Source organism: Georgenia wutianyii, from assembly GCF_006349365.1.
Taxonomy (GTDB): Bacteria; Actinomycetota; Actinomycetes; order Actinomycetales; family Actinomycetaceae; genus Oceanitalea; species Oceanitalea wutianyii.
In genome coordinates, this window is sequence record NZ_CP040899.1 from 2,668,622 (window position 1) to 2,690,904 (window position 22,283).

Annotated in this window: 20 protein-coding genes; 10 read left to right on the forward strand and 10 right to left on the reverse strand. The window is 74.4% G+C overall.

Annotated features, from left to right (window positions below):
- Positions 1-33: 33 nt before the first annotated feature.
- From FE251_RS11765 to FE251_RS11800, 8 genes are all read right to left on the reverse strand, one after another.
- Entirely contained in the window at positions 34-777 is a 744-nt protein-coding gene (locus FE251_RS11765) for a hypothetical protein (RefSeq protein ID WP_139948876.1), read from the reverse strand.
- The gene (locus FE251_RS11770) at positions 774-1,472 is read right to left on the reverse strand and encodes a hypothetical protein (RefSeq protein WP_139948877.1); all 699 of its coding nucleotides are present in this window, start codon (positions 1,470-1,472) and stop codon (positions 774-776) included. The genes FE251_RS11765 and FE251_RS11770 overlap by 4 nt, the downstream gene beginning before the upstream one ends.
- A complete protein-coding gene (locus tag FE251_RS11775) occupies positions 1,469-2,083 on the reverse strand; it encodes an alternate-type signal peptide domain-containing protein (RefSeq protein WP_168202722.1) in 615 nt (204 codons plus the stop codon). Before FE251_RS11775 ends, FE251_RS11770 begins: the two co-directional genes overlap by 4 nt.
- Complete coding sequence (locus FE251_RS11780) at positions 2,080-2,652, reverse strand: signal peptidase I (RefSeq protein WP_139948878.1); 573 nt, start codon at positions 2,650-2,652, stop codon at positions 2,080-2,082. The genes FE251_RS11775 and FE251_RS11780 overlap by 4 nt, the downstream gene beginning before the upstream one ends.
- A 61-nt stretch (positions 2,653-2,713) precedes the next feature.
- The gene (locus FE251_RS11785; RefSeq protein ID WP_139948879.1) at positions 2,714-3,364 is read right to left on the reverse strand and encodes an alternate-type signal peptide domain-containing protein; all 651 of its coding nucleotides are present in this window, start codon (positions 3,362-3,364) and stop codon (positions 2,714-2,716) included.
- Positions 3,365-3,440: 76 nt separating this feature from the next.
- Complete coding sequence (locus FE251_RS11790) at positions 3,441-5,570, reverse strand: vWA domain-containing protein (protein ID WP_230976631.1); 2,130 nt, start codon at positions 5,568-5,570, stop codon at positions 3,441-3,443.
- Positions 5,571-5,728: 158 nt separating this feature from the next.
- Entirely contained in the window at positions 5,729-8,302 is a 2,574-nt protein-coding gene (locus FE251_RS11795; protein ID WP_139948881.1) for a helix-turn-helix transcriptional regulator, read from the reverse strand.
- A gap of 45 nt (positions 8,303-8,347) precedes the next feature.
- Positions 8,348-9,169, reverse strand: coding sequence for a PhzF family phenazine biosynthesis protein (locus tag FE251_RS11800; protein WP_139948882.1), 822 nt, complete (start codon positions 9,167-9,169; stop codon positions 8,348-8,350).
- 118 nt (positions 9,170-9,287) lie between these two features.
- Here FE251_RS11800 and FE251_RS11805 point away from each other — a divergent pair, with 118 nt between their 5' ends.
- From FE251_RS11805 to FE251_RS11825, 5 genes are all read left to right on the forward strand, one after another.
- Positions 9,288-10,952 (forward strand): bifunctional 3'-5' exonuclease/DNA polymerase, encoded by a 1,665-nt coding sequence (locus FE251_RS11805; protein WP_139948883.1) that lies wholly within the window; start codon positions 9,288-9,290, stop codon positions 10,950-10,952.
- Between the two features lie 325 nt (positions 10,953-11,277).
- Positions 11,278-12,840, forward strand: coding sequence for an ATP-dependent DNA ligase (locus FE251_RS11810; protein WP_139948884.1), 1,563 nt, complete (start codon positions 11,278-11,280; stop codon positions 12,838-12,840).
- Positions 12,841-12,885: 45 nt separating this feature from the next.
- Positions 12,886-13,932 carry a DUF2776 family protein gene (locus tag FE251_RS11815; protein ID WP_139948885.1) on the forward strand — a complete coding sequence of 349 codons (1,047 nt, stop codon included), beginning with the start codon at positions 12,886-12,888 and terminating at the stop codon, positions 13,930-13,932.
- A 54-nt stretch (positions 13,933-13,986) separates the two neighbouring features.
- Positions 13,987-14,280: an ArsR/SmtB family transcription factor gene (locus tag FE251_RS11820; protein ID WP_139948886.1), complete on the forward strand. Its 294-nt coding sequence runs from the start codon at positions 13,987-13,989 to the stop codon at positions 14,278-14,280.
- Positions 14,277-14,669 carry a VOC family protein gene (locus FE251_RS11825; RefSeq protein WP_139948887.1) on the forward strand — a complete coding sequence of 131 codons (393 nt, stop codon included), beginning with the start codon at positions 14,277-14,279 and terminating at the stop codon, positions 14,667-14,669. Before FE251_RS11820 ends, FE251_RS11825 begins: the two co-directional genes overlap by 4 nt.
- Here FE251_RS11825 and FE251_RS11830 read toward each other — a convergent pair.
- Together FE251_RS11830 and FE251_RS11835 are read right to left on the reverse strand one after the other, a co-directional pair.
- Positions 14,666-16,123 carry an alanine/glycine:cation symporter family protein gene (locus FE251_RS11830; protein ID WP_139948888.1) on the reverse strand — a complete coding sequence of 486 codons (1,458 nt, stop codon included), beginning with the start codon at positions 16,121-16,123 and terminating at the stop codon, positions 14,666-14,668. The two genes, FE251_RS11825 and FE251_RS11830, sit on opposite strands and share 4 nt — an antisense overlap.
- Before the next feature lie 56 nt (positions 16,124-16,179).
- Positions 16,180-17,511 carry an MFS transporter gene (locus FE251_RS11835; protein WP_139071445.1) on the reverse strand — a complete coding sequence of 444 codons (1,332 nt, stop codon included), beginning with the start codon at positions 17,509-17,511 and terminating at the stop codon, positions 16,180-16,182.
- 189 nt (positions 17,512-17,700) lie between these two features.
- Here FE251_RS11835 and FE251_RS11840 point away from each other — a divergent pair, with 189 nt between their 5' ends.
- The 5 genes from FE251_RS11840 (at position 17,701) to FE251_RS11860 (ending at position 22,282) form a co-directional block, all read left to right on the forward strand.
- A complete protein-coding gene (locus FE251_RS11840) occupies positions 17,701-20,364 on the forward strand; it encodes a DEAD/DEAH box helicase (RefSeq protein ID WP_139948889.1) in 2,664 nt (887 codons plus the stop codon).
- A gap of 94 nt (positions 20,365-20,458) precedes the next feature.
- A complete protein-coding gene (gene ybaK, locus FE251_RS11845; protein ID WP_139948890.1) occupies positions 20,459-20,950 on the forward strand; it encodes a Cys-tRNA(Pro) deacylase in 492 nt (163 codons plus the stop codon).
- Positions 20,947-21,594, forward strand: a complete 648-nt coding sequence (locus FE251_RS11850; protein ID WP_139948891.1) for a pentapeptide repeat-containing protein — start codon at positions 20,947-20,949, stop codon at positions 21,592-21,594. Before ybaK ends, FE251_RS11850 begins: the two co-directional genes overlap by 4 nt.
- A 158-nt stretch (positions 21,595-21,752) precedes the next feature.
- Positions 21,753-21,989, forward strand: coding sequence for a PLD nuclease N-terminal domain-containing protein (locus tag FE251_RS11855; RefSeq protein ID WP_139071449.1), 237 nt, complete (start codon positions 21,753-21,755; stop codon positions 21,987-21,989).
- Positions 21,989-22,282 carry an antibiotic biosynthesis monooxygenase family protein gene (locus tag FE251_RS11860; protein ID WP_139071450.1) on the forward strand — a complete coding sequence of 98 codons (294 nt, stop codon included), beginning with the start codon at positions 21,989-21,991 and terminating at the stop codon, positions 22,280-22,282. The genes FE251_RS11855 and FE251_RS11860 overlap by 1 nt, the downstream gene beginning before the upstream one ends.
- Position 22,283 lies beyond the last annotated feature (1 nt).

Here is a 22,283-nt window from a genome sequence, read left to right on the forward strand (position 1 = left end):
CGTCCCGGTTCCCTGACGGTGGGGGCGGCGCCGTCAGGGAGTCTGCGGACCGGACCGGCGCGCCCGGCGCAGGGCCGCCGCACCGATCCCGACGAGGAGCGCGGCGCCGCCGAGGAGCAGGCCCACCTCCACGCCGGTCTGGCCCAGCTGTGCGGGGGGCCGGGTGGCAGGCGGCACGGCCGTCCCGTCCAAGTTCGCCGGCGGCGTCTGCTCCTCGTCCATGACGGCGGGCAGGGTGCCGCCGATCTCCAACAGCACGTCGAAGCTCGCCTCGCGGGGCGCGACGTTCGCCGTGTTGCCGGAGGTCGCGTCCACCGGCAGCTCGTAGCTCAGGGCGAGCGGCACCTCCTCCCCCTGGTCGAGGACGACCTCGAGGACCGGGGTCGTGCCCGCGGCGGCGAGCTCGGTGAAGGTCGCCTCCCCGTCCGGCCAGTGGAGGACGAGGTCGTCGTAGAAGCTGCCCTGGTCCTCCCCCGTCGCGTGGTGGGTGTCCGAGGACTCGGGGTCGAGCAGCTCGACGTCGACGACGCTCGCCCGCAGCACGCCCGCGGTCGGGCCGTCGTTGCGCACGACGACGGTGCGCGAGGCGCTGTCGCCGGGGACCGTGACGGGCTCGCCGAGGAAGCTCTCGCTCAGCACGCTCGCGTAGGTCTCCCCGTCCCACGACAGCTGGATCACGTCGTCGTAGGCCGCCTGCGCCGTCCCGGTGGTGGTGGCGGCGAGGAGGAGGGTCAGTGCCCCCGTGAGGCACGCTCGCTCGGCTCGTGTGTGGCTCATGGCTCCTGCCCTGGGCGGAAGGTGGTCGAGGTGAAGGAGAGGACGTGGTCGGGCTCGTCGGCCGGGTCGAGGTCGGCGACGACGGCGGCGTTCCAGTCGTCCTCGTCACTGACCTGCTCGGAGCCCGGCGCCACGGCGGTGACCGTCGCGGTGTTCGCGTACTCCCCGAGGGCGGGCGGCCCGTCGTACGAGGCGTAGACGCACCAGAACTCGCTCACGAGCTCGGTCGTGTAGGTCGCGGGGACCGGGGTGGAGGACAGCGGGCCTGGGGCCGGGACGGTGTCCGGGGACAGCGCCTCGGTGGTGCAGGCCGCGGCCGAGTCGACGCGGAAGACGTGGACCTCCGAGGCCCCGAGCACCCCCTCGCCCCAGCTCGCGGGCGGGGTCACGGTGTAGTGCAGCCCCTTGTTGCCCTGGCTCACGCTGTCGACCTGGACGGGGACGGCGACCTCACCGTCGCGCACGAGCGCGGCGGCGGCCTCGCTGCCGACGGTGAAGCGGGCGGTGCCCGACGGCGCGGCCACGGTGGCACCCGGGCTGCCGACGGCGAAGGACTGGTAGCCGGTGCTCACCACCCCGCCGACCTCGACGCTGTCGCGCCACAGGGCGAGGGAGGCCCCGCCGATCCCGACGGCTGCTCCGACGAGCCCGGCGGCAGCGACCGTGGCGGTCACTCGGCGACGTGTCGTGCTCATGACGTGAACCCCTCCCCGCTACGGGTCTGGTCGAGGGTGAGGACGATGTCCCCGAGGCGGGCGACCTGCGGCGCGGCGTCCGCGCCCACCCGGTCGGCCATCTCCTGCGCCAGCTCGATGGTCACCTCGATGGTGAACGTGTCGCTGCGCCCGTCGTCGTCGGCGTCGAGCCGGTCGAGCGCCGCTCGCGTCCCGACGGGGACGTCGGTGGCGAGCGCGGCTCCCCCGGCGTCGCGCACCGCGTAGGTCGCGGTGACGCCGGCGGGAAGCGAGGGAGCGTCCTCCCAGTCGACGCCGAGGAGGCCGGTGAGGTTGTCACCCTGGAGCTCGGTGGTGAAGTCCTGGGTCAGGGTCACCGAGTCGCCCGGGCGGGCGAGGAAGTCGGTGGGGTCGATCGGCCGCGGCGCGGTGGCGACGTCCGCCGAGGTCTCGAGCCACTCGGCCGTGCCGAGGAGCTCGATGTCGAGGTCACCGGCGGTGAGCTCGGCGGGCGAGGCGCCCTCGTCGGTGGACCAGAGCGCGACGGTTCCGCCGGCTCCGGCCACGCCCGCGAGGAGCGCGACGGCCACGACCGGCAGCGCCGTGCGCCGGATGGTGGGTGGGGGGTTCACGGTTCTTCCTTGGTGGTCGGTGTCGTGCCACGGCGGCGGTCGACAGGAGGGGCGGAGAGGGCGCGGTAGGCGCCGTAGCCGATGAGCAGGCACCCGGTGCCGGTGACGATCAGGCCCCGGTAGGGACCGACCGCGGTGGCGAGGTGCCCCAGGTAGGGCACGTGGTAGACGACGCGCCCCATGACCTGGTCGGCAACGATCGGGGCGTCGTCCGCCCCGTTGGCGTCCCCCCGCGTGACGTAGCGCGTCTCGCTGCCGAGCCGCACGCCGACCACGCGGTGGGTGACGAGGCTCGGGTCGCCGGAGACGGGCTGGAAGGTGACGACGTCGCCGACGTCGTAGGAGTCCTGCGGGACCGCGACGACGACGTCCCCCGGGGAGTACGTCGGCTCCATCGACCCGGACAGGACGGTGAGCGCCGCCCCGCCGAGGAGACGGGGAACGACGGCGACCGCGAGGGCGAGGACCAGCAGCCCGAGGAGGAGCACCGCGCCGGCGCCCCGCAGGACGGCCCGGCCGACGGAGGCGTCCGCCCGGTCGTGGCGGGCGACGGTGGCCGTGGTCTCCATGCTGCTCCTTCCTGGGTCGGGGGGACGGTGGGTGGGGGCCCGACGGCCCCCACCCGGCGGGTCAGGAGGCGTCGACGACGCCGGCGTCGCGGACCTGGTCGAGCGACACGGCGAGGCCGGCGAGGTCGGCCGCCGCCTTCGTCCGGACCTGCTCCGGGGTGCCCTCGTCGAACGTCGCGGTGACGACGACGGTGTACTGCGCCTCACCCGTGAGCTCGGCCGGCAGGACCGGCAGCGCGGGGTCCTTGGCGGAGTTGTCGGCGGAGACGAAGCGGACCTCGACCGTCTGCCCCGCGGCGATGTCCGTGACGTTGCCGACGGGTGCGCCGTCGGCGTCGACGAGGGAGTAGGTCACGCTCACCCCGTTCTCGGCGGCGATGAGCTCGCCCGACGCCTCACCGACGGCGAGCCCGAGCTCGGCGACCATGTTGTCGCCCTCGAGGGCCGCGTCGATGCCGTAGCGTCCCTCGATCGTGTCGCCCGGGACGATCCGGAAGGTCTCCATGTCGATGGCGTGGGGGCTGTCGGCACGGTCCGCCGAGACGTCCTGCCACTGCGGCGTCCCGACGAGCTCGACGTCGAGGGTGCCGGAGGTGATGGTGCCGCCGTCGACGGTGGCGCTGTCGCTCCACAGCGCGAAGGTCCCTCCACCCACGAGCAGTGCCGCTCCGGCCGCCCCCGCGACGAGTCCTGTCGTGGTCCTGCTGTTCATCAGTGTCCTCTCCTGTTTCCTCTCGTTCCCCCGTTGTGTTGTGGTCGTCCGCACGGCACCGCGCGCGGCTGCCGGGTCACGGCCTCGCCGAGACCGGGCCCGAGCCCGTGCAGACCATGTGCTCACCGACGCCGAGCCGTTGGCGCGGGCAGGTGACGGTGACGCCCTGGTCGTCGCTCACCCGGATGCCCTCCAGCGCCGTCCGACCGGTGTTGCGGACCGTGTAGGTCCAGGTGAGACGCGTGCCCTCGGACACCGTCGCCCCGGCCGGGAGCTCCTCGGCGCCGTCGAGTCCGTCGGCGGCGGGGGTGTCCCACGCCTGCTTGACGATCTCGATGCCGGGGACGAGCCGCTGCTTGTTGGTGAAGGTGCAGGCGATGTCGTCGCCGACCGCCGCCGGCACGCTCGTCCCGTCCCCCACGCGGACCGTCGTCAGAGGTACGCCGTTGGCGGTACACGCGAGTCCGGTGAGGCTCCACCCGTCGGCCCGCTGGTCCTGCGAGATGAGCTCCTCGAGCCGGACGGTGCTCGCGGCCGCGTCGGGACGGTCGAAGCTCACGATGTACTCCACCGTGCCCGCGGTGCCGGTGACCTCACCGCGCACCGGCGCGACGGCCGCTCCGCCCTGGGTGGAGGCGTCGAAGGTCCAGCCCGCGCCCGGTCCGGCGGTGCCGGCGTAGGGCTCGGCGATCTTGTCGACGGTGATCTCGGCGCGGCAGGTCGCGCCCCGGGCGACCGAGCTGAGCACGCCCGCGAGCTCCTGCCACCCGGTCTGGAAGTAGTCGGCGTTCCTCGCCGACGTCGTGTGCGGCGTCGGGCCGGAGATCGCCCGCAGGTTGTCGGACTCCCCGCTCACACCTTCCCCGACCCCGACGGCCAGGACCCGGGTGCCCTTCGCCTTGAGCGCGTTGGCGGAGGCGATCGCCTGCTCGGTCTCGACGAACCGGGTCGAGCTGCCGGACCCCTCTGCATCGGGGCCGAAGAAGGTCGACAGGCCGTCGGTGACGACGATCGCGACGTCGTAGGTGTCGGCGCTGGTGGCGACCTGGTAGATGCCGCGGTCCCAGTTGGTGCCGCCCCCGGCCTCGTAGGCGTTGATCCGCGAGCGGATGGTCTGCAGGTTGCGGTCGACGTCGGTGAGCGGGTAGTTCGTCCCCGTGGCGTCGGCCGACCTGGGGGCGTGCGTGGCGAAGGTGTAGAGCGCGAGCCGGGACCCGGTGCCCTCCAGGGACTCGGCGAAGGCGATGGCCGAGGCCTTGAGGTCGTCCAGGGCGCCCGCGTTCCCGACGGAGCCCGACAGGTCGAGGACGAGCGCGACGTCGAGGCCGGCGCTGCAGGTCTGGGGCAGTGCGGGGTTGACCCGCGAGTTCTGCCAGAGTCCGCCGGAGTCCTCCGCGTGCCCGAAGATGGACCACGCCGAGCCCATGAAGTACGGGTTACCCGAGACGTAGGTCTCGCCGGCGTGCAGCTCCGGGGTCATGAAGCGGTACTGCGTCGGGCCGTGGTCGTCGGCGGTGCCCGTCACCAGGGACGGGTTGGAGTACCAGCCCGCGGGCGCGCCCGCCTGAACCACCCAGAAGTGGCGTTCGTAGTTGGCTCCGCGGAACTGCGTGTCGGGGACGACGAAGGTGCAGTCGCCCTGGGCGTCGGAGGTGCACGTCGCCCAGTCCTCGGTGCGCGGCGTCGTCGGGCCGGTGAAGGAGTTCCCGTCCCACAGGTTCAGGGTCACGCCGGCGAGCGGGCCGACCGTCGTGCCGCCCGTCCTGTCACCGCCGACCCTGACGTTGATGACCGACGACTCCTCAGAGGGACTGGGGACGGCGAGGGGCGCTGCCGCGTCGGGCGCCGGCGTGGCGGCGGCCCGCCCGGCGGCGGCCGCCGGCTCGGCCGGCTGCTGCGGCGCGGGGTCCTCCGCCGGCTGCTGCGGCGCGGGGTCCTCCGCCGGCTGCTGCGGCGCGGGTGCGGTCGGCTGCGCCGGCGCGACGTCGTCGGCCGGCTGCTCCGCCGCGGGGTCGGCCTGCCCGTCCGTCCCCGTCACTACGGCTGCGACCGGCACCTGCTCCGGCTCCCCGGCCGCGACGGCGGGCTCCGGTGCGGGTGCGACAGCGACGAGCGACACGCTGACGAGCGTGGTCACGGCGACGAGCGCGGTGCGCCGCCTCCCGGCGGCGCGGGCATGCCGCGGCCTCGCGTGCCTCTGCCCCATGGTGCTCACGGTGTCTCCTTGATCCGATGGGCGGCCCGATCGCCGTCCCGGATCCAGCAGACACCAGTCGCCGTCACGCACGCCGGGACGCGACACCGAATGGAGTGGAGGAGGCCGGCGCACTGGTAGGTGCCCGGCCGAGCCGTGAGTACCGGTACTCAGCCGACGTGCTGGAGCGCCGTTCGCAGCTCCTCCCGGGAGCCGATCGCCAGCTTCCGGAAGATCCGGTAGACGTGGTTCTCGACGGTGCGCTCGGTGATCGACAACCGTCGTGCGATCTCCCTGTTGCTCTCCCCCGCGGCGGCGAGCCGGGCGACCTCGCGCTCGCGCTCGGTCAGCTGGGCGCCCGGCTCGAGGTTCCTGAGCGCGCGGGAGAGCTCCTCGCCCTCCGCCAGGACGACCTCGCGCAGGCGGGCGAGCTCCACCGACGCCTGCCGGTAGTGCCCGGTCTCGAGCAGGAGCCGGACCGCGCTCTGCCACGATCGCGCCGCCGGTAGCACCGCCCGGCAGCCGAGCAGCTCGTCCGCGGCGGCGAGCAGCTCCTCCACCGAGCCCTCCCCCAGCGCCGAGACGTAGCCGTGCAGGCCGTGGAGCAGCGGGCCCTGCACCCCCTGGATGCGCGCCGCCAGGTCGCGGGCGCGGTCCCGGTCGGGGTGGTCGCCGAGCAGCCACGCCCCGTCGCACAGCGCGGCGAGCACGTGCCCGTCGTCGGCGAGGCGGACGATCCCGTCCCACGCCCAGGCGAGCTCGTCCACCGACATGCCGTCGGCGACGTCCACGGCCGCCGCCGCCACTGCCGGGCGGCACGCGGGCGCGTAGGCGGCGAGCACCCCGGTGGCTTGCGCCTGCCGGGTCATCGAGCGGGCCGACAGGAGGTTCCCGTCGGCGAGCGCGAGCACGGCTCCGACGGTGAGCAGGCCGGCGTGGCTCTGCGGACGCAGCGGGCTCGCGGCGTTGATCGCGAAGACGGCCGAGAGGTGGTCGCGCAGGGTGGTCAGCCGGCCCTGGAGGTAGAGGCCGAGCGCGGCGACGTAGCCGGAGAACTCGATGCGGAGCTCGTCGAGTGCGCCCTGGGCCTCCTCGAGGAGTCGCAGGGCGCTGTTGGTCGCCGTGTCGATCTGCCCCGCGCAGAGCGTGGCGAGCGGCATGAGCGCGGCGTAGTCCGGGACCGGAGAGGAGACGTGCACCGTGGCCATGAGGTCCATGGCCTCGACGGCTCGCCCTTCGGCGAGGAGCCGCTCCCCCGCGACGAGCCGCGCGACGTCCCCGACGTAGGCGGCCATCGACTCCTCCTCGAGGCCGGGAGCGGGCGCGAGGGGCACGGCCCCACCGGGGAGCGGAGGACCGCCCAGGGTGAGTCGGATGTGGTCGGACACCGCGACGAAGAGCTCGGCGTCCTGCGGCCGGGCACTGCGCGCGGAGGCCAGGAGGATCTGCGCGGCCTCGAGGTCGCCCGCCGCGGAGGCGCGGTAGGTCGCCTCCCACGCGACGAGGAGGCCCGCGGAGGGCGAGGAGCTGACGAGCGTCTCGGAGTGAGCCGCTGCGAGTACCGCCTCCACCTGGTCGTGCGGCGCGCCGCGCACGACGAGCGCGTCGAGGTAGTCCACCACCGCGCGCACCGACGGCGTCCGCTCCCAGGCGTCGCGGCAGGCGAGCACCCGTGTCGTCGCGTGGTCGCGCAGCACGCGGCCGAGGACCGAGGCGGACTCCGGCGAGCTCGACCAGCGCCGGGGTGGTGCGAGCGTGGTGGGCTGCTGCCCCTCGGCGGGTGGCCGGCCGAGGGCCGCGCTGACGATCTCGACGGCGCGCATCCCGCGGGCACCGTGGCCGGTCTGGCGCAGGTGCTCACCGAGCAGCGGCGGGTAGAGGACGACGACGGTCCGTCCCTCCTCCTCCACGAAGCGCAGCAGGCCGTGGTCGTCGAGCCGCACGAGGGTGTCCCAGGACAGGACCTCCTGGGCGGTCTCGACGTCGGTGGGGCCGAGGGCGGCGAGGACCCGCAGCGGGACGACGCCCTCGTCCCCGAGGTCGCGCAGGAGCCGCTCGACGCTGGTCTTGAGGGCGGGGGTCCACAGGTCCCGGCGGGCGGTCCACCGGCCCCCCTCGAGCACGAGGTGCCCGGCCCGGCGCGCCTCGGTGACGATCGAGCGGGCGAAGCCGGGCATCCCGCCGGACAGGGAGTAGACGCGTCCGGCCACCCCTGCCTCGACCTCGCCCCTGAGGAGGCTCTGGGCCAGCTCGTAGATCTCCTCGAACGGCAGGGCCGGCAGCCACAACGTCGTCGCCTGCCGCCCGTCGAGGAGCTCCTCGGAGCGGGCGGCGTCGGGCCACGGGGGCGGGGCGCCGGCGACGATCGGCACCTGACGGCGGCCGAGCACCGCACCGATCACCGCGGCGGACACCTCGTCGACCGCGTGCGCGCCGTCGACGAGGAGCACCGAGCGTTCGTCGGCGAACCGCTGCTCGAGCGCCTCCACCGCGGAGTTGAGGGAGGTCGCGCCGGGCGCGAGACCCGACAGCACGAGGCTCTGGAGCGGGCGGGCGCCGTCCGCAAGGCCGTGCTCCCGCAGGACGACGACGTCCCAGTCCCGCGACCGCAGGGCGTCCCCCACCCGGTCCAGCGTGTAGGACCGTCCTGCGCCGGGGAGCCCGATCAGCCAGACGCACGTCCCCTCGAGGACCGCGTCGCGAGCGGTCCGCACGAGGCCGGAGCGCGCGCCGTCGCTGACCATTGCCTCAGGCTAGTCCGGGGACCGACGGCGCGGCGGGCGAGGGCCTCACAGTGCGACTGCCCCGGCGATCGCCGTCGTCGCCGTGCCGCCGACCCACAGCGCGCCGTCTGCGGCGGTGACGTGGACACGCCCGGCCCGGCCCAGCGCGGTGCCCTGCGCGGCGACGTAGGGGGTGGTGAGGACACCGGTGTCGGTGAGCCAGCGGGCGAGCCCGGCGTTGAGGCTGCCGGTGACCGGGTCCTCGCCGATGACGTCACCGGCGAAGGCGCGGACCTCGACGTCGGCCCCGTCGGTGCCGGGCGTGGCCACGACCCCGAGGTGGAGGTCGCCGAGGTGCTCGGGACGGACGTCGAGCACGGCCTGCGCCGAGCCGAGCCGCAGCGCGAGCCAGGGTGAGCCGTTGTCGAGCCAGGAGGCGTCGACGACGTCGTCGGGGGTGAGGCCGAGCGCGGCGGTGGCGCGGGCGAGCGTCGCGTCGTCGGGGCGCTCGTACCGGCGCAGGTCGGGGGCGGCGAAGGCCCACAGGTCACCGGTGCGGCGCAGCTCGACGAGCCCGATGCCGCACTCCTGGACGAGCACGTCCGCGGCGGTGTTCCCGCCGGAGGCGAGCCACGCGTGGGCCGAGCCGAGCGTGGGGTGCCCGGCGAAGGGGAGCTCGCTGCCCGGGGTGAAGATGCGCACCCGGTAGTCGGCGGCGGGGTCGGTCGGCGGGAGGAGGAACGTCGTCTCGGAGAGGTTCGTCCACGCGGCGAAGCGCTGCATCTGCTCGGTGGACAGGCCCTCGCCGTCGACGACCACCGCCACCGGGTTCCCCTCGTACGGTCGCGCCCCGAACACGTCCACCTGGAGGAACCGCCGCTGCAGCATGGCGCACACCCTAGCCCCGGGCGCCGGCCCCGGCCCGGCCGGGCACCGGGGCTCCGGCCTGGGGCCCGGAGCGCCACCGTGCGCCGGGGTGTCGGAGGTGCCGACGTAGGCTCGGGCGGTGGAGATCGTGGTGGCCGAGGAGTCCGACGGCGTCCGGCTGACCGTCCTCACCGACGGCGTCGCCCCGGCCGCCTCGCTCGTGCCCACCGAGGAGCTGCCCGCCCGGGTGGCCGAGCTCGAGGCCGCCTCCCACCCTCGGTGGGTGTGGTCGGACACGGCCGCGACGTACGCGCGGCTGCTGCGCGCCGGTGTGCGCGTGGAGCGCTGCTTCGACCTGCGGCTGTGCCGCACGATCCTGCGCCGCGCGCTGGACGCTCCCCCGCCGTCGGACCTGTGGGACGGCGCCGAGGAGCCGGAGGACCGGCCCGACGCCCCGCCCACGCTCTTCGCCACGTTCACCCTGCCCGCCGAGGAGGTGCTCGCCGAGCGGCTGCGCCAGCGGGAGGCGGTGGCCGCGAGCGCCCAGCGCGGACGGCTCGCCACCCTGCTCGCCGCCGAGTCCGCCGGGGCACTGATCGCCGCCGAGATGCGCCACGACGGCCTGCCCTGGAGCCGCGCGGCGCACGACCGGCTGCTCACCGAGGCGCTCGGCCCGCGCCCGCTGCCCGGCGCCCGCCCGCCGGTTCTCGAGGCGCTGGCCGAGGAGGTCCGGACGACCCTTGCCGCCCCCGCACTCAACCCCGACTCCGGCCCCGCCCTGCTGCGTGCCCTGCACGGGGCCGGCATCGCGGTGCAGACCACGCGCAAGTGGGAGCTCGAGCACGTCGACCACCCCGTCGTCGCGCCGCTGCTCGAGTACAAGAGGCTCGCCCGGCTGCACAGCGCGAACGGCTGGGCCTGGGCCGAGGAGTGGGTGCGGCCGGGCCCGACGGGCGCCGGACGCGAGCGGTTCCACCCCGACTACGTGCCCGGCGGCGTCGTCACCGGCCGGTGGGCCACCCGCGGCGGTGGGGCGCTGCAGCTGCCCAAGCAGGTGCGCGGCGCCGTCGTCGCGGACCCGGGGTGGCGGCTCGTCGTCGCCGACGTCGCCCAGCTCGAGCCGCGCGTGCTCGCCGCGATGGCCCGCGACGAGGCGATGGCGCGCGCCGCCCGCGGCGGTGACCTCTACCAGGGGCTCGTGGACCAGGGTGTCATCGAGACCCGTGCCCAGGCGAAGGTCGCGATGCTCGGCGCGCTCTACGGCGCGACGACCGGTCCTGCGGGCGAGCTCGCGCCGCGGCTGCTGCGCGCCTTCCCCCGGGCGACGGCGGTGGTCGAGGGCGCCGCGATGCGCGGTGAGGTCGGGGGCACCGTGCGCACGTGGCTCGGGCGCACCTCACCGCTCCCGCCGCCGGAGTGGAAGGCGGTCCAGGACCGGCAGCACGAGGGCGGCGCCACCGACGAGGACCGCCGTCGCGCCCGGCGCCTGGCCCGCGACTGGGGACGCTTCACGCGCAACTTCGTCGTCCAGGGCACGGCGGCGGAGTGGGCGCTGTGCTGGCTCGCCGACCTGCGCGCCCGGCTGCGGGTGCTCGGCGGCGACGGCGGGGCCGGCCGCAGCCCGCACCTCGTCTTCTTCCTCCACGACGAGGTCATCGTCCACACCCCGGCCGCCCTCGCCGAGGAGGTCGCCGAGGCGGTCCGCGAGTCCGCCGCCGGTGCCGGCCGCCTCCTGTTCGGCGACTTCCCGGTCGACTTCCCCCTCGACGTCTCCCTCGTCGACACCTACGCAGACGCCACCTGACGGCCCCGCAGAATCCAGCTCTCGACGCAAGGGGGTGGGGGCAGAGGCCAGGGGTGAGGCGCCAACGCCTGCGCGCGCATACCCCCCTCCCCCGCGACAGCCGAGTTCCGCGCGAGAGCCGACTTCCGCACGACAGCCGAGTTCCGCACGACAGCCGACTTCCGCACGACAGCCGAGTTCCCCGCGACAGCCGAGTTCCCCGCGACAGCCGACTTCCGCACGACAGCCGAGTTGCGCGCGACAGCAGAGTTCCGCGCGAGAGCGGAGTTCTGTTCGAAGAGCCCCGGCCGGGCGGGTGTCGGGGGGCGCTGCCAGACTCGGCACCATGCTCTTCGCGCGCCTCGCCGAGACGTCCGCCGCCGTCGCCGCGACGCGCTCGCGGCTGGAGAAACGGGCCCTGCTCGCCGCCACCCTGCGCGAGGCGCAGGACGCCGAGGTCGACGTCGTCGCGACCTACCTGTCCGGGCGCGTGCGCCAGCGTCGCACCGGCCTGGGGTGGCGCACCCTCGCCGACCTGCCCGCCCCCGCGGCGGCCCCGACCCTCACCCCCACCGAGGTCGACGAGCGGCTCGAACACATCGCCGCCCTGTCCGGCGCCGGCTCCCAGGCAGGCCGGGCCGCCGCCGTCGCCGAGCTCTTCGGCGCCCTCACCGCCGACGAGCAGCAGCACCTGCGCGGGCTCGTCCTCGGCGAGGTCCGCCAGGGCGCGCTCGACTCCCTCCTCATCGAGGCCGTCGCCGACGCCGCAGACGTGCCCGTGACCGCGGTCCGCCGGGCGGCGATGTTCAGCGCCCTCACCGGCCCGGTCGCCCGCGCGGCCCTCACCGGCGGCGCCGCGGCGCTCGAGGACTTCCGCCCCGCCGTCCTCCAGCCGGTCCGCCCGATGCTCGCCTCCCCCGCCCCGGACCTGACCGCGGCCCTCGCCAAGCTCCGCGACGACGACGGCGAGGTCGTCGCCGCCGACGGCAAGATCGACGGGATCCGGGTCCAGGTCCACAAGGCGGGCGACGAGGTCGCCGTGTTCACCCGCTCCCTGGACGACATCACCGAGCGCGTGCCGGAGATCGTCCAGGTCGTCCGGACGCTGCCTGCCACTGACCTCATCCTCGACGGCGAGGCCATCGCCCTCGCCGACGACGGCCGCCCGCGCCCCTTCCAGGAGACCGCCTCCCGCACGGGCAGCCACGAGGCGGCCGGCGGCACGACGCCGCTCACCGTCTACTTCTTCGACCTCCTCCACCGCGACGGGACGACGCTCGTCACCGCCCCTGCCCGCGAGCGCCTCGCCGCCCTCGAGGAGGTCGTCCCGGCCTCGGCGCTCGTCCCCCGCCTGGTGTCGGCCGACCCGGCCGAGATCGACGCCTTCTTCCGCGAGATCCTCGCGCGTGGCCACGAGGGGCTCGTCCTCAAGGACCTGTCCGCCCCGTACGACGCCGGGCGCCGCGGGGCCGCGTGGGTCAAGGTCAAGCCGCGCCACACCCTCGACCTCGTCGTCCTCGGGGTGGAGTGGGGCAGCGGACGACGCAGCGGGATGCTCTCCAACATCCACCTCGGCGCCCGCGACGGCGACGGCTTCGTCATGCTCGGCAAGACGTTCAAGGGGATGACCGACGAGATGCTCGCGTGGCAGACCGAGCGGTTCCTCGAGCTCGAGACCGGGCGCGCGGGGCACGTCGTCCACGTGCGCCCCGAGCAGGTCGTGGAGATCGCGTTCGACGGCGTGCAGCGCTCCCCGCGCTACCCCGGCGGGGTGGCCCTGCGCTTCGCCCGCGTGCTGCGCTACCGGGAGGACAAGACGGCCGCCGAGGCGGACACCCTGGACGCCGTCCGCGCCGTCTCCGGCACCCGCGAGGCGGACGAGACGGCGCCCGGCGCGCCGGGACCGTGACCCGGGCCTAGCCTGTGGACGTCGGCTCGTCCATCGGGGGTACGCATGAGCCCGTTCATCAGCGTCCTGTTCCGCGCGATACCGCTCGTCATGGGAGCGGTGTGCCTCGCGTTCGGGCTCTACGTCCTGTCCGGCGGTGACGACCCGGCCCACGTCGTGGCGGGGCACGTGAACATCGCCCTCACCGCGATCTGCATCGCCCTGTTCACCACCGCTGCGACGATCATCCGCCAGCTCGTCCACCGGTACGGGCGTGTGTGGGAGATCGTCCTCCCCACGCTCGGCTACGCGGTCGCGCTGGCGACGGTCATCTGGGGGGTGACGGTCATCCAGCGCGGCAGCGAGACCGAGTACGTCGTCGCGGGGCACGTCATGCTCGGCATCGGGTTCATCGCCGCGTGCGTGAGCACGGTGGCGACGGCGTCGACGAAGTTCACGCTCATCCAGCGCAGCGCGAAGCTCGCCCCGGGCAGCGGCCCGCCCGACGGCGCGTACTCCCGCGGCGTCGGGGCGGTGCTCATCGCGATCCCGGCGGTCCTCGCTATCGTCGGCCTCGCCGTCTCCGCGACGCTCTACGCCCGCGGCGGCGCGGACGCCCTCGTCGCCGCGCACGTCCTCACCGGCCTGTCCGTCATCTGCTCCGCGCTCGTCGCGCTGGTGGCGAGCATCGTGCGCCAGGTCCGCAACGAGTTCGGCGACGCGGAGCGCTACCGGTGGACCTGGTGGGTGGTGGCGATGGGGACGGTCAACGTCGTCCTCGGGGTCTGGGTCCTGCTCGCCTCGGACGACCCCGCCCGGCTCGCGCCGGGGACCGTGCTCATCGGCCTCGGGCTCATCTGCTTCAGCATCCTGTCCAAGGTGGTGCTGCTCGCGCTCGTGTGGCGCCAGGTGTTCGCCCTCGCCAACCGGATCCCGATCATCCCGATCGGCACAGCGCTCGCCTGCCTGTTCTTCGCGGCCTTCCTCTTCGAGGCGACGACGACGCAGCCGGGCTTCTTCGTCGGCGCGCACGTGCTCGTCGGGCTGGGAGCCGTGTGCTTCACGCTGTTCTCGATCGTCTCCATCCTCGAGGCCGGCACGTCGTCGTCCTAGGAGACCTAGGAGACCCATTGACAGGCAAGTAGCGACTTGCCTATAAAGGTCGTCATGGACGACGACCCCGTCCTGTTCAAGGCGATCAGCGATCCCACCCGGCGCGCGATCCTCGACGAGCTCGTCGAGCGCGACAGTCAGACGCTCTTCGAGATCTGCACCCGCCTGGCGATGAAGCACGGCTCGACGTCCTCGCGCCAGGCCGTCTCCCAGCACCTCGCCGTGCTCGAGGAGGCGGGCCTGCTCCACACCCGCCGCGAGGGCCGCTACAGGCTCCACGACCTCGACACCCGGCCGCTGCGCTCCATCGCCGAGCGCTGGCCCACCAGACAGGAGACCGACCGATGATCCGCATCAGCCACACGAGCGTCCTCGTCGACGACCAGGCCAAGGCGCTGGAGTTCTACACCGGGAAGCTCGGCTTCACGAAGAGGACGGACGTGCCCGTCGGTGAGGCACGCTGGCTCACCGTCGTCTCCCCCGCCGCACCCGACGGCGTCGAGCTCCTCCTCGAGCCGGACGCCCACCCCGCCGCGCGGGCGTTCAAGGAGGCGCTCGTCGCCGACGGCATCCCGTGGACCCAGTTCGCCGTCGACGACGTCGCCGCGGAGGTCGAGCGTCTCCAGGGGCTGGGCGTGGAGTTCGTCCAGGAGGCGACCGACCTCGGTCCGGTCGTCGTCGCCGTCCTGGACGACACGTGCGGCAACCTCGTCCAGCTCGCCCAGCTCAAGGGCTAGAGGATGGGCCGGGCCACCGGGGTGTGGTCGCGCGAGACCCACACGTCGCCCGGCAGGTCGCCGGGCAGCAGCGGGTTCCCGCGGCCGAGCAGCGCTCCGAGGTCGTCCTGGCGGAACTGCTCGTAGTCGCGCAGCGCGCCGATCGCCCACCTGCCGAGCGTGACGATGGCGACGAGGTTGACGATCGCCATGAGGCCCATGGCGATGTCGGCGACCGTCCACACGAGCGCGAGCTCGGCGAGCGCCCCGACGAGCACCGCGAGGGTGACGAACGTGCGCAGCGCGAGGGAGGCCCAGCGCCGGCTGGAGAGGAAGTCGACGTTGACCTCGGCGTAGGTGAAGTTGCCGAGGATCGAGGAGAACGCGAAGACGAAGATGAGCACGGTCATCGGCAGCGTCACCCACTCCCCCAGCGAGTCGGCAGCGGCGAGCTGGGTGAGCGCGGCGCCCTGCCCCTCGTGCGTCTCCCCCGGGGAGTACACCGACGGCCCCGACAGCAGGATGATGAACGCCGTCGCCGAGGACACGAGGAGCGTGTCGACGAAGACGCCGAGTGACTGGATGAGCCCTTGCTGGACAGGGTGGCGCACAGTGGCGGTCGCGGCAGCGTTGGGCGCCGAGCCCATGCCGGCCTCGTTGGAGAACAGCCCGCGCCGCGCGCCGTTGAGGACGGCGGCGAGCAGCCCGCCGCCGGTGCCCGCGAGCGCCTCGTCCAGCCCGAAGGCGCCGCGCACGATCATCCCGACGACGTCGGGCAGCGCGCCGAGGTTGAGGACGATGACCGACACCGCGATGAGGATGTAGACCAGCGCCATGAGCGGGGCGAGCAGCTCGGCGACCCGCGCGACGGCGCGGATGCCGCCGAAGACGACGGGCACGACGAGGAGGACGAGCAGCACGGCGGTGACCCACGCGGGCACGCCGTGGGCGGAGTCCAGGGTGGCGGCGATGGTGTTCGCCTGGACCATCTCGAAGGCGAAGCCGAAGACGAAGATGAGCAGGACGGCGAAGACCGCGCCCCACCCGCGCGAGCCGAGGCCGCGCTGGATGTAGAAGGCGGGACCGCCGCGGAAGGTGCCGTCGCGCCAGCGGACCTTGAACATCTGGGCGAGGGTGGCCTCGACGAACGCGGTGGCCATGCCGAGGAGCGCGACGACCCACATCCAGAAGATCGCGCCCGGCCCCCCGAGGGTGAGCGCGATGGCGACGCCGGCGATGTTGCCCGTCCCCACCCGGGAGCTGATGCCGATCGCGAACGCCTGGAAGGAGCTGATGCCACCGTAGCTGCCCTCCCGCGAGCGCAGGATGACCGTGATCATGCGGGTGAAGAACCGGACCTGGACGGCCCGGGTGCGGATGGTGAAGTACAGGCCGGCACCGACGAGCAGGGCGATGAGCACGTAGGTGTACAGCCCGTTGCTGACGTCCTGCAGGACGTTGTTGAGCGTCTCCAACGGTCCTCTCCCGCGGGCGGTGGCCGCCGCCAGGACGGACGACCTGGTGCGGAACGCTACCCCTGGCGGGCCGAGTCGGCGCGCCGGGACCGCTTCCCGCCGCCCGTCCGCTCCCGCGCGGAGGACCCGTCGCCGGGCCGGCCACCGGCGGCCGGGCGGCGCGGGAAGCGCAGCACGGTGACGGCGAAGACGAGCGGGACGAGCGCCGCGAGGAGGAGGCCGGTGCGCAGTCCCGAGCCGCCGTCGTCGGGCAGGGCCGCGGCCAGGCCGGCGAGGCCGCCGCCCGCCGCCTCGGCCAGCCCGCCGACGGCCGCCGGCCCGGCGGCCCCGCCCGCGTCCCCCGCGAGGGCGAGGACGGCGAACATCGCCGCGCCGCCGAAGGGGAAGCGGGCCGCGGTGAGGGAGAAGGTGCCCGGCCACAGGAGGCTGACCATGAACCCGCACGCCGCGCACGCGAGGAGGCTGACGGCGGTGACGCTGCTCGTGGCGGCCAGGACGTAGCAGGCCGCGGCGCCCAGGCTCATGACCGCGAGCGTGCGGCGCAGGTCCAGGCCCTGGCCCCACATCCCGTAGGCGAAGCGGCCCGCGCCCATGAGCAGGGCGAAGAGACCGGGACCGAGGAGGTCACCGACCTCCTTGCCCACCCCGATCCCCTGCTCGGCGAAGAACGAGGACCACTGGACCATGGTGAGCTCGGCGGCGCCGCCGGTCATCATGAGGACGAGCGCGGCGAGGAACAGCGGCGTGCCGAGCAGCCCGCGCACGGGGGTGCGGTGCTCGTCGGGCACCGTCGCGGGCAGCGGGACGCGGGCGAAGACGACGGTGTTGACGAGCGGGACGAGAGCCCACACGAGCGGCAGCAGCGTCCACGACCCCGCCCCCACGAGCCCGAGGAGCACGGTGCTCACGACCACCGTGGCGAGCTGGCCCCAGCAGTAGAAGGAGTGGAGCAGGGCCATCCCGGAGGCCTTCTCCTCGGCGGCGCCGGGCAGGTGCTCGACGATCGGGCTGACGAGCACCTCGAGCAGCCCGCCGCCGACGGCGTAGACGGTGACGGCGAGGCACAGCCCGAGGAACGGGTCGCCGAGGGCGCCCGGCAGCACGGCGAGGAGCACGAGCCCGACGGTCGCCAGGACGTGCGCCAGGACGATGGGCCGGCGGTAGCCGACCTTGTCGACGACGAACATCGCGACGAGGTCGGTGAGCAGCTGCACCCCGAAGTTGAGGGAGGCGAGCAGGCCGAGCTGGGCGACCGGGATGTCGTACTGGGTGTGGAAGACGACGAACAGCAGCGGGGCGAGGTTGTTGACGATCGCCTGGACGACGTAGCCGGTGTACCCGGCGCGTCGGGTGCCGACGTAGGCGCGCGGCGCGGTGTCCTGGGTCATCGGCTCCGTCCTCGGGGTGTGGGGCTGTGCCCGCTCACGCTACGGCCCCGCGGTGCAGGATCCAGCGCTCGGCGGGACAGGAGTGGTCGCCGTGTCCGGTCGCGCGGGCGCCACGTCCGGCCGCGCGGGCGCCACGTCCGGCCGCGCGGGGGGCCGGAGCGGTCGCGCGACCTCTGCGAGACTTGCCCCGTGACGACCCACGAGCTCAACGCCCTGCTGGACCGCCTCGACGACGAGGCCGGCGAGGGCGGGGACCTCGATCCCGACGCCCTCTACGAGGGGTTCGCCGCGTGGGCCGAGGGCACCGGTCGTCCGCTCTACCCCCACCAGGAGGAGGCGCTCCTGGAGATCGCGACCGGCTCGCACGTCATCGTCTCCACCCCCACCGGCTCGGGGAAGACGATGATCGCCCTCGCCGCGCACACCGTGGCCCTGGCGCGCGGGCAGCGCACGTACTACACCGCCCCGCTCAAGGCGCTGGTGAGCGAGAAGTTCTTCGACCTCGTCTCGCTGTTCGGCTCGCGCAACGTCGGCATGGTCACCGGTGACTCGGCGATCAACCCGGAGGCGCCGATCATCTGCTGCACCGCGGAGATCCTCGCCAACCAGGCGCTGCGCGAGGGCGCGGCGACCGACGTCGGCGTCGTCGTCATGGACGAGTTCCACTTCTACGCCGACCCGCAGCGCGGCTGGGCGTGGCAGGTCCCGCTCCTCGAGCTGACGAACGCCCAGTTCGTCCTCATGTCCGGCACCCTGGGTGACGTCTCCTTCTTCGAGCGCGACCTCGCCCGGCGCACGGGCCGGGAGGTCGCCGTCGTCGCCGACGCCGAGCGTCCGGTCCCGCTGACCTTCGACTACTCCCTCGAGCCGATCCAGGACCTCCTCGTCCGGCTCGTGCAGCAGGGCCGCTCCCCCGTGTACGTCGTCCACTTCGCGCAGAAGGACGCCGTCGAGCGGGCGCAGTCGCTCACCTCGGTCAACATCGCCTCCCGCGAGCGCCGCGCGGAGATCGCCGCGGCGATCGGCGACTTCCGCTTCGCCAAGGGCTTCGGCCAGACGCTCTCCCGGCTGCTGCGCCTGGGCATCGGCGTCCACCACGCGGGGATGCTGCCGCGCTACCGGCGGCTCGTCGAGCGCCTCACGCAGGCCGGGCTGCTCGCCGTCGTCTGCGGCACCGACACCCTGGGCGTGGGCATCAACGTGCCGATCCGCACGGTCGTGCTCACGTCGCTGACGAAGTTCGACGGCGAGCGCTCGCGCCACCTCACGGCGCGGGAGTTCCACCAGATCGCCGGACGGGCCGGCCGCGCCGGGTTCGACACGACCGGGGAGGTCGTCGTCCAGGCGCCCGAGCACGTCATCGAGAACGCCAAGGCGCTGGCCAAGGCGGGCGACGACGAGAAGAAGCGCCGCAAGATCGTGCGGAAGAAGGCGCCGGTCGGCCTCGTCAACTGGACCGACAAGACGTTCGAGCGGCTGCGTGACGCCGAGCCCGAGGCGCTGACCAGCCAGTTCTCCGTCACCCACACGATGGTGCTCTCGGTCATGGCCCGCCCGGGCGACCCGGTGCAGGCGATGTACAAGCTGCTCACCGACAACCACGAGCCGCCGACGGCGTGGAACCCGCACCTGCGCCGGGCGGCGGAGATCTACCGCTCGCTCAAGGCGGCCGGCGTCGTCGAGCACGCCGACGCCGCGTGGCGCCGCGCCCACCCCGGCGAGCCCTACGTCCGCCTCACCGTGGACCTGCCGCGCGAGTTCGCGCTCAACGCGCCGCTGTCGCCGTTCGCGCTGGCGGCCATCGACCTGCTCGACGAGGACTCCCCCGACTTCGCCCTCGACGTCGTCTCGGTCATCGAGGCCACCCTCGAGAGCCCGCGCCCGCTCCTGTACGCCCAGCAGCGCCACGCGCGCGGCGAGGCGATCGGGGCGATGAAGGCCGAGGGCATGGAGTACGAGGAGCGGATGGAGGCGCTGGAGGAGATCACCTGGCCCCGCCCGCTCGCCGACGTCCTCGAGGCGGCGCTGGCGACCTACCGGCAGACCAACCCGTGGGTGGTCGGCTACGAGCTCCAGCCGAAGTCGGTGGTGCGCGAGATGGTGGAGAACGCGATGACGTTCTCCGAGCTGGTCTCGCGCTACGACGTCGGCCGTTCGGAGGGGGTCGTGCTGCGCTACCTCACCGACGCCTACCGGGCGCTGCGCCAGGTGGTCCCCGACCGCGCCCGCACCGAGGAGGTCGAGGAGATCATCACGTGGCTCGGTGACCACGTGCGGTCGATCGACTCCAGCCTCCTCGACGAGTGGGAGTCGCTGTCGAGCCGCGCGCTGTCCCCCGGGGAGCCGACCACGGACACCGCCGACGTCGTCGAGCGCCGCTTCGGGGAGGGCCCCGACGGCGAGCCGGTCGCCTTCACCCGCAACCGCCACGCCTTCCGGGTGGCCGTGCGCAAGGCGGTGTTCAACCGGGTGGAGCTGCTCGCCCGCGAGCACTACGAGCCGCTCGGTGCGATGCACGCGGCCGACGGCTGGGACGCCGCCCGGTGGGAGGCGGCGATGGACCCGTACTGGCAGGACTACGACTGGCTCGGCACCGACGCGTCGGCCCGCTCCTCCGGCATGGCGACCGTGGACGAGCATCCCTCGCGCGAGGACCTGCTGCGCGCCGGCCTGCCGGAGGACGACGACGCCGCCCTCGCCCGCGCGGCGCAGGGCCGGCTGTGGCTCGTGCGCCAGACGCTGGAGGACCCCGAGGGCGACCACGACTGGGGCATCTGGGCGACCGTCGACCTCGACGCCAGCGACGAGGCGGGCGGCGCCGTCGTGCGCATCCTCGCGGTCGGTCCGCGGTGAGCCGGCCCCGAGCGCGCGTCTCCCGCGCGAGCGCGGGTGGCACGGCGCCCGCGCTCGGCGAGCTCACCCGCGGTCGGGTGGCCGGGGCCGCGCGGTGAGCCGGAACCGTCCGACGGGGACGCCGGCGTTGCGGGCGCTGGGGGCCGCGGAGGTCGCCCACACGGTGCGCGAGTACGCGCACGACCCGCGCAGCGAGCTGTCCTACGGCCTGGAGGCGGCACACGCGCTCGGGGTCGACCCGGCTCGGGTGCTCAAGACGCTCGTCGCCGACGTCGACGGCCGGCTCGTCGTGGCCGTCGTGCCCGTGTCCGGCGAGCTGGACCTCAAGGCGCTCGCCGCGGCGGTGGGCGGCAAGCGGGCGGTGATGGCGGACAAGGCCGCGGCGGAGCGGGCGACGGGCTACGTCGTCGGGGGCATCTCCCCGCTCGGGCAGCGCCAGCGCCTGCCCGTCGTCGTCGACTCCACCGCCCTGGACCACGCGACGGTGCTGGTGAGCGCCGGGCGTCGCGGGGTGGACGTCGAGCTCGCGCCCGCCGACCTCCTCGCGCTCACCGGCGCGAGCACCGCCCGGCTGGGCCGGCCGTGAGCCGCCGCCGCGCGTGGACGGTCCCCGAGCCGGACGTCCCGCCGCACCTGGAGCCGGCCGACGTCGCGGACCTCGACGACGCGACCGTCTCCGCCGTCGACCTCACCGGCGCCGTGGTGCCCGGGCTGCGCGAGGCGCAGGTGGACGGCAGCGACCTGAGCCGGATCCGTGCGGGCTCGGCCCGGTGGGAGCGGGTGACGCTCGCGGACTGCCGCCTGGACGGCGCGGACCTCGCCAACCTCGTGTGGCGCGACGGCTCGCTGCTGCGCTGCTCGCTGCGCGAGGTGCGGATGACCGGCGCACTGCTCGCCCGGGTGCGGCTGCGCTCGGTACTGCTCGAGGGCGCCCAGGCGACGCTGACGACGTGGCAGGGCGTCCGGATGCGCAGCGTCGTGCTGCGCGGCTGCGACCTGCGCGAGGCGACGTTCCACGACACGGTGCTCGAGGACGTGCTCCTCGAGGACTGTGTGCTCAGCGGCGCGCAGCTGTCCGGCCTGCAGTGCCGCGACGTCCAGCTGCGCGGGTGCCGGCTCGACGGCGTGGCCGGGGTGGGGGCGCTGCGCGGCGCCCGGCTCGCCGAGGAGGACGCGGCGGCGCTGCTGCCCGCCCTCGCCCGCGAGCTCGGCATCGCCATCGGCGGCTGAGCGGCGGGGCCAGGGCCGGTTGTCCGCCTCGACGTCCGGCATTCCGCGACGCACCGGACGTGCCAGGGCCCTACGTCCCATCGCAAGGACCATCGTCACTGGACGTCCCGGCCCGCCGCGCGGGAGGCTGGGCGCACACCGACGTCAGGGAGGCCACCATGCCCAAGCAGAAGCAGAAGCAGAAGAAGCAGTGGAAGGACATGAGTGGCCCGCAGCGGGGCGTGGCGATCGCCATGGGGTCGGTGCAGCTCGCGCTGGCCGTCTCCGCGTGGGCGGACCTCGCCACCCGTCCGAAGGCCGAGGTCAACGGCAAGAAGGGCATCTGGGCGCTGGTCATCGCGGTCAACTGGGTGGGCCCGGTCGCCTACTTCGTCAAGGGCCGCAAGAAGTCCTGATGTCCGTCGTCAAGATCAACGCCATCTCCGTCCCGGAGGGCGCCGGGCCCGAGCTCGAGGCGCGCTTCGCCGCGCGCAAGCACGCCGTCGACTCCGCACCGGGCTTCGAGGGCTTCCAGCTGCTGCGGCCGGTGGCCGGGGAGGACCGGTACTTCGTCGTCACCACGTGGGCGAGCCAGGCCGACTTCGAGGCGTGGCGCGACTCGCGGGAGTTCGGCGCGGGTCACGGCGGGGGCGGCCGGCCGGTCGCCTCGGGCGCGGACCTCCTGGAGTTCGAGGTCGTCGACCTGTAGC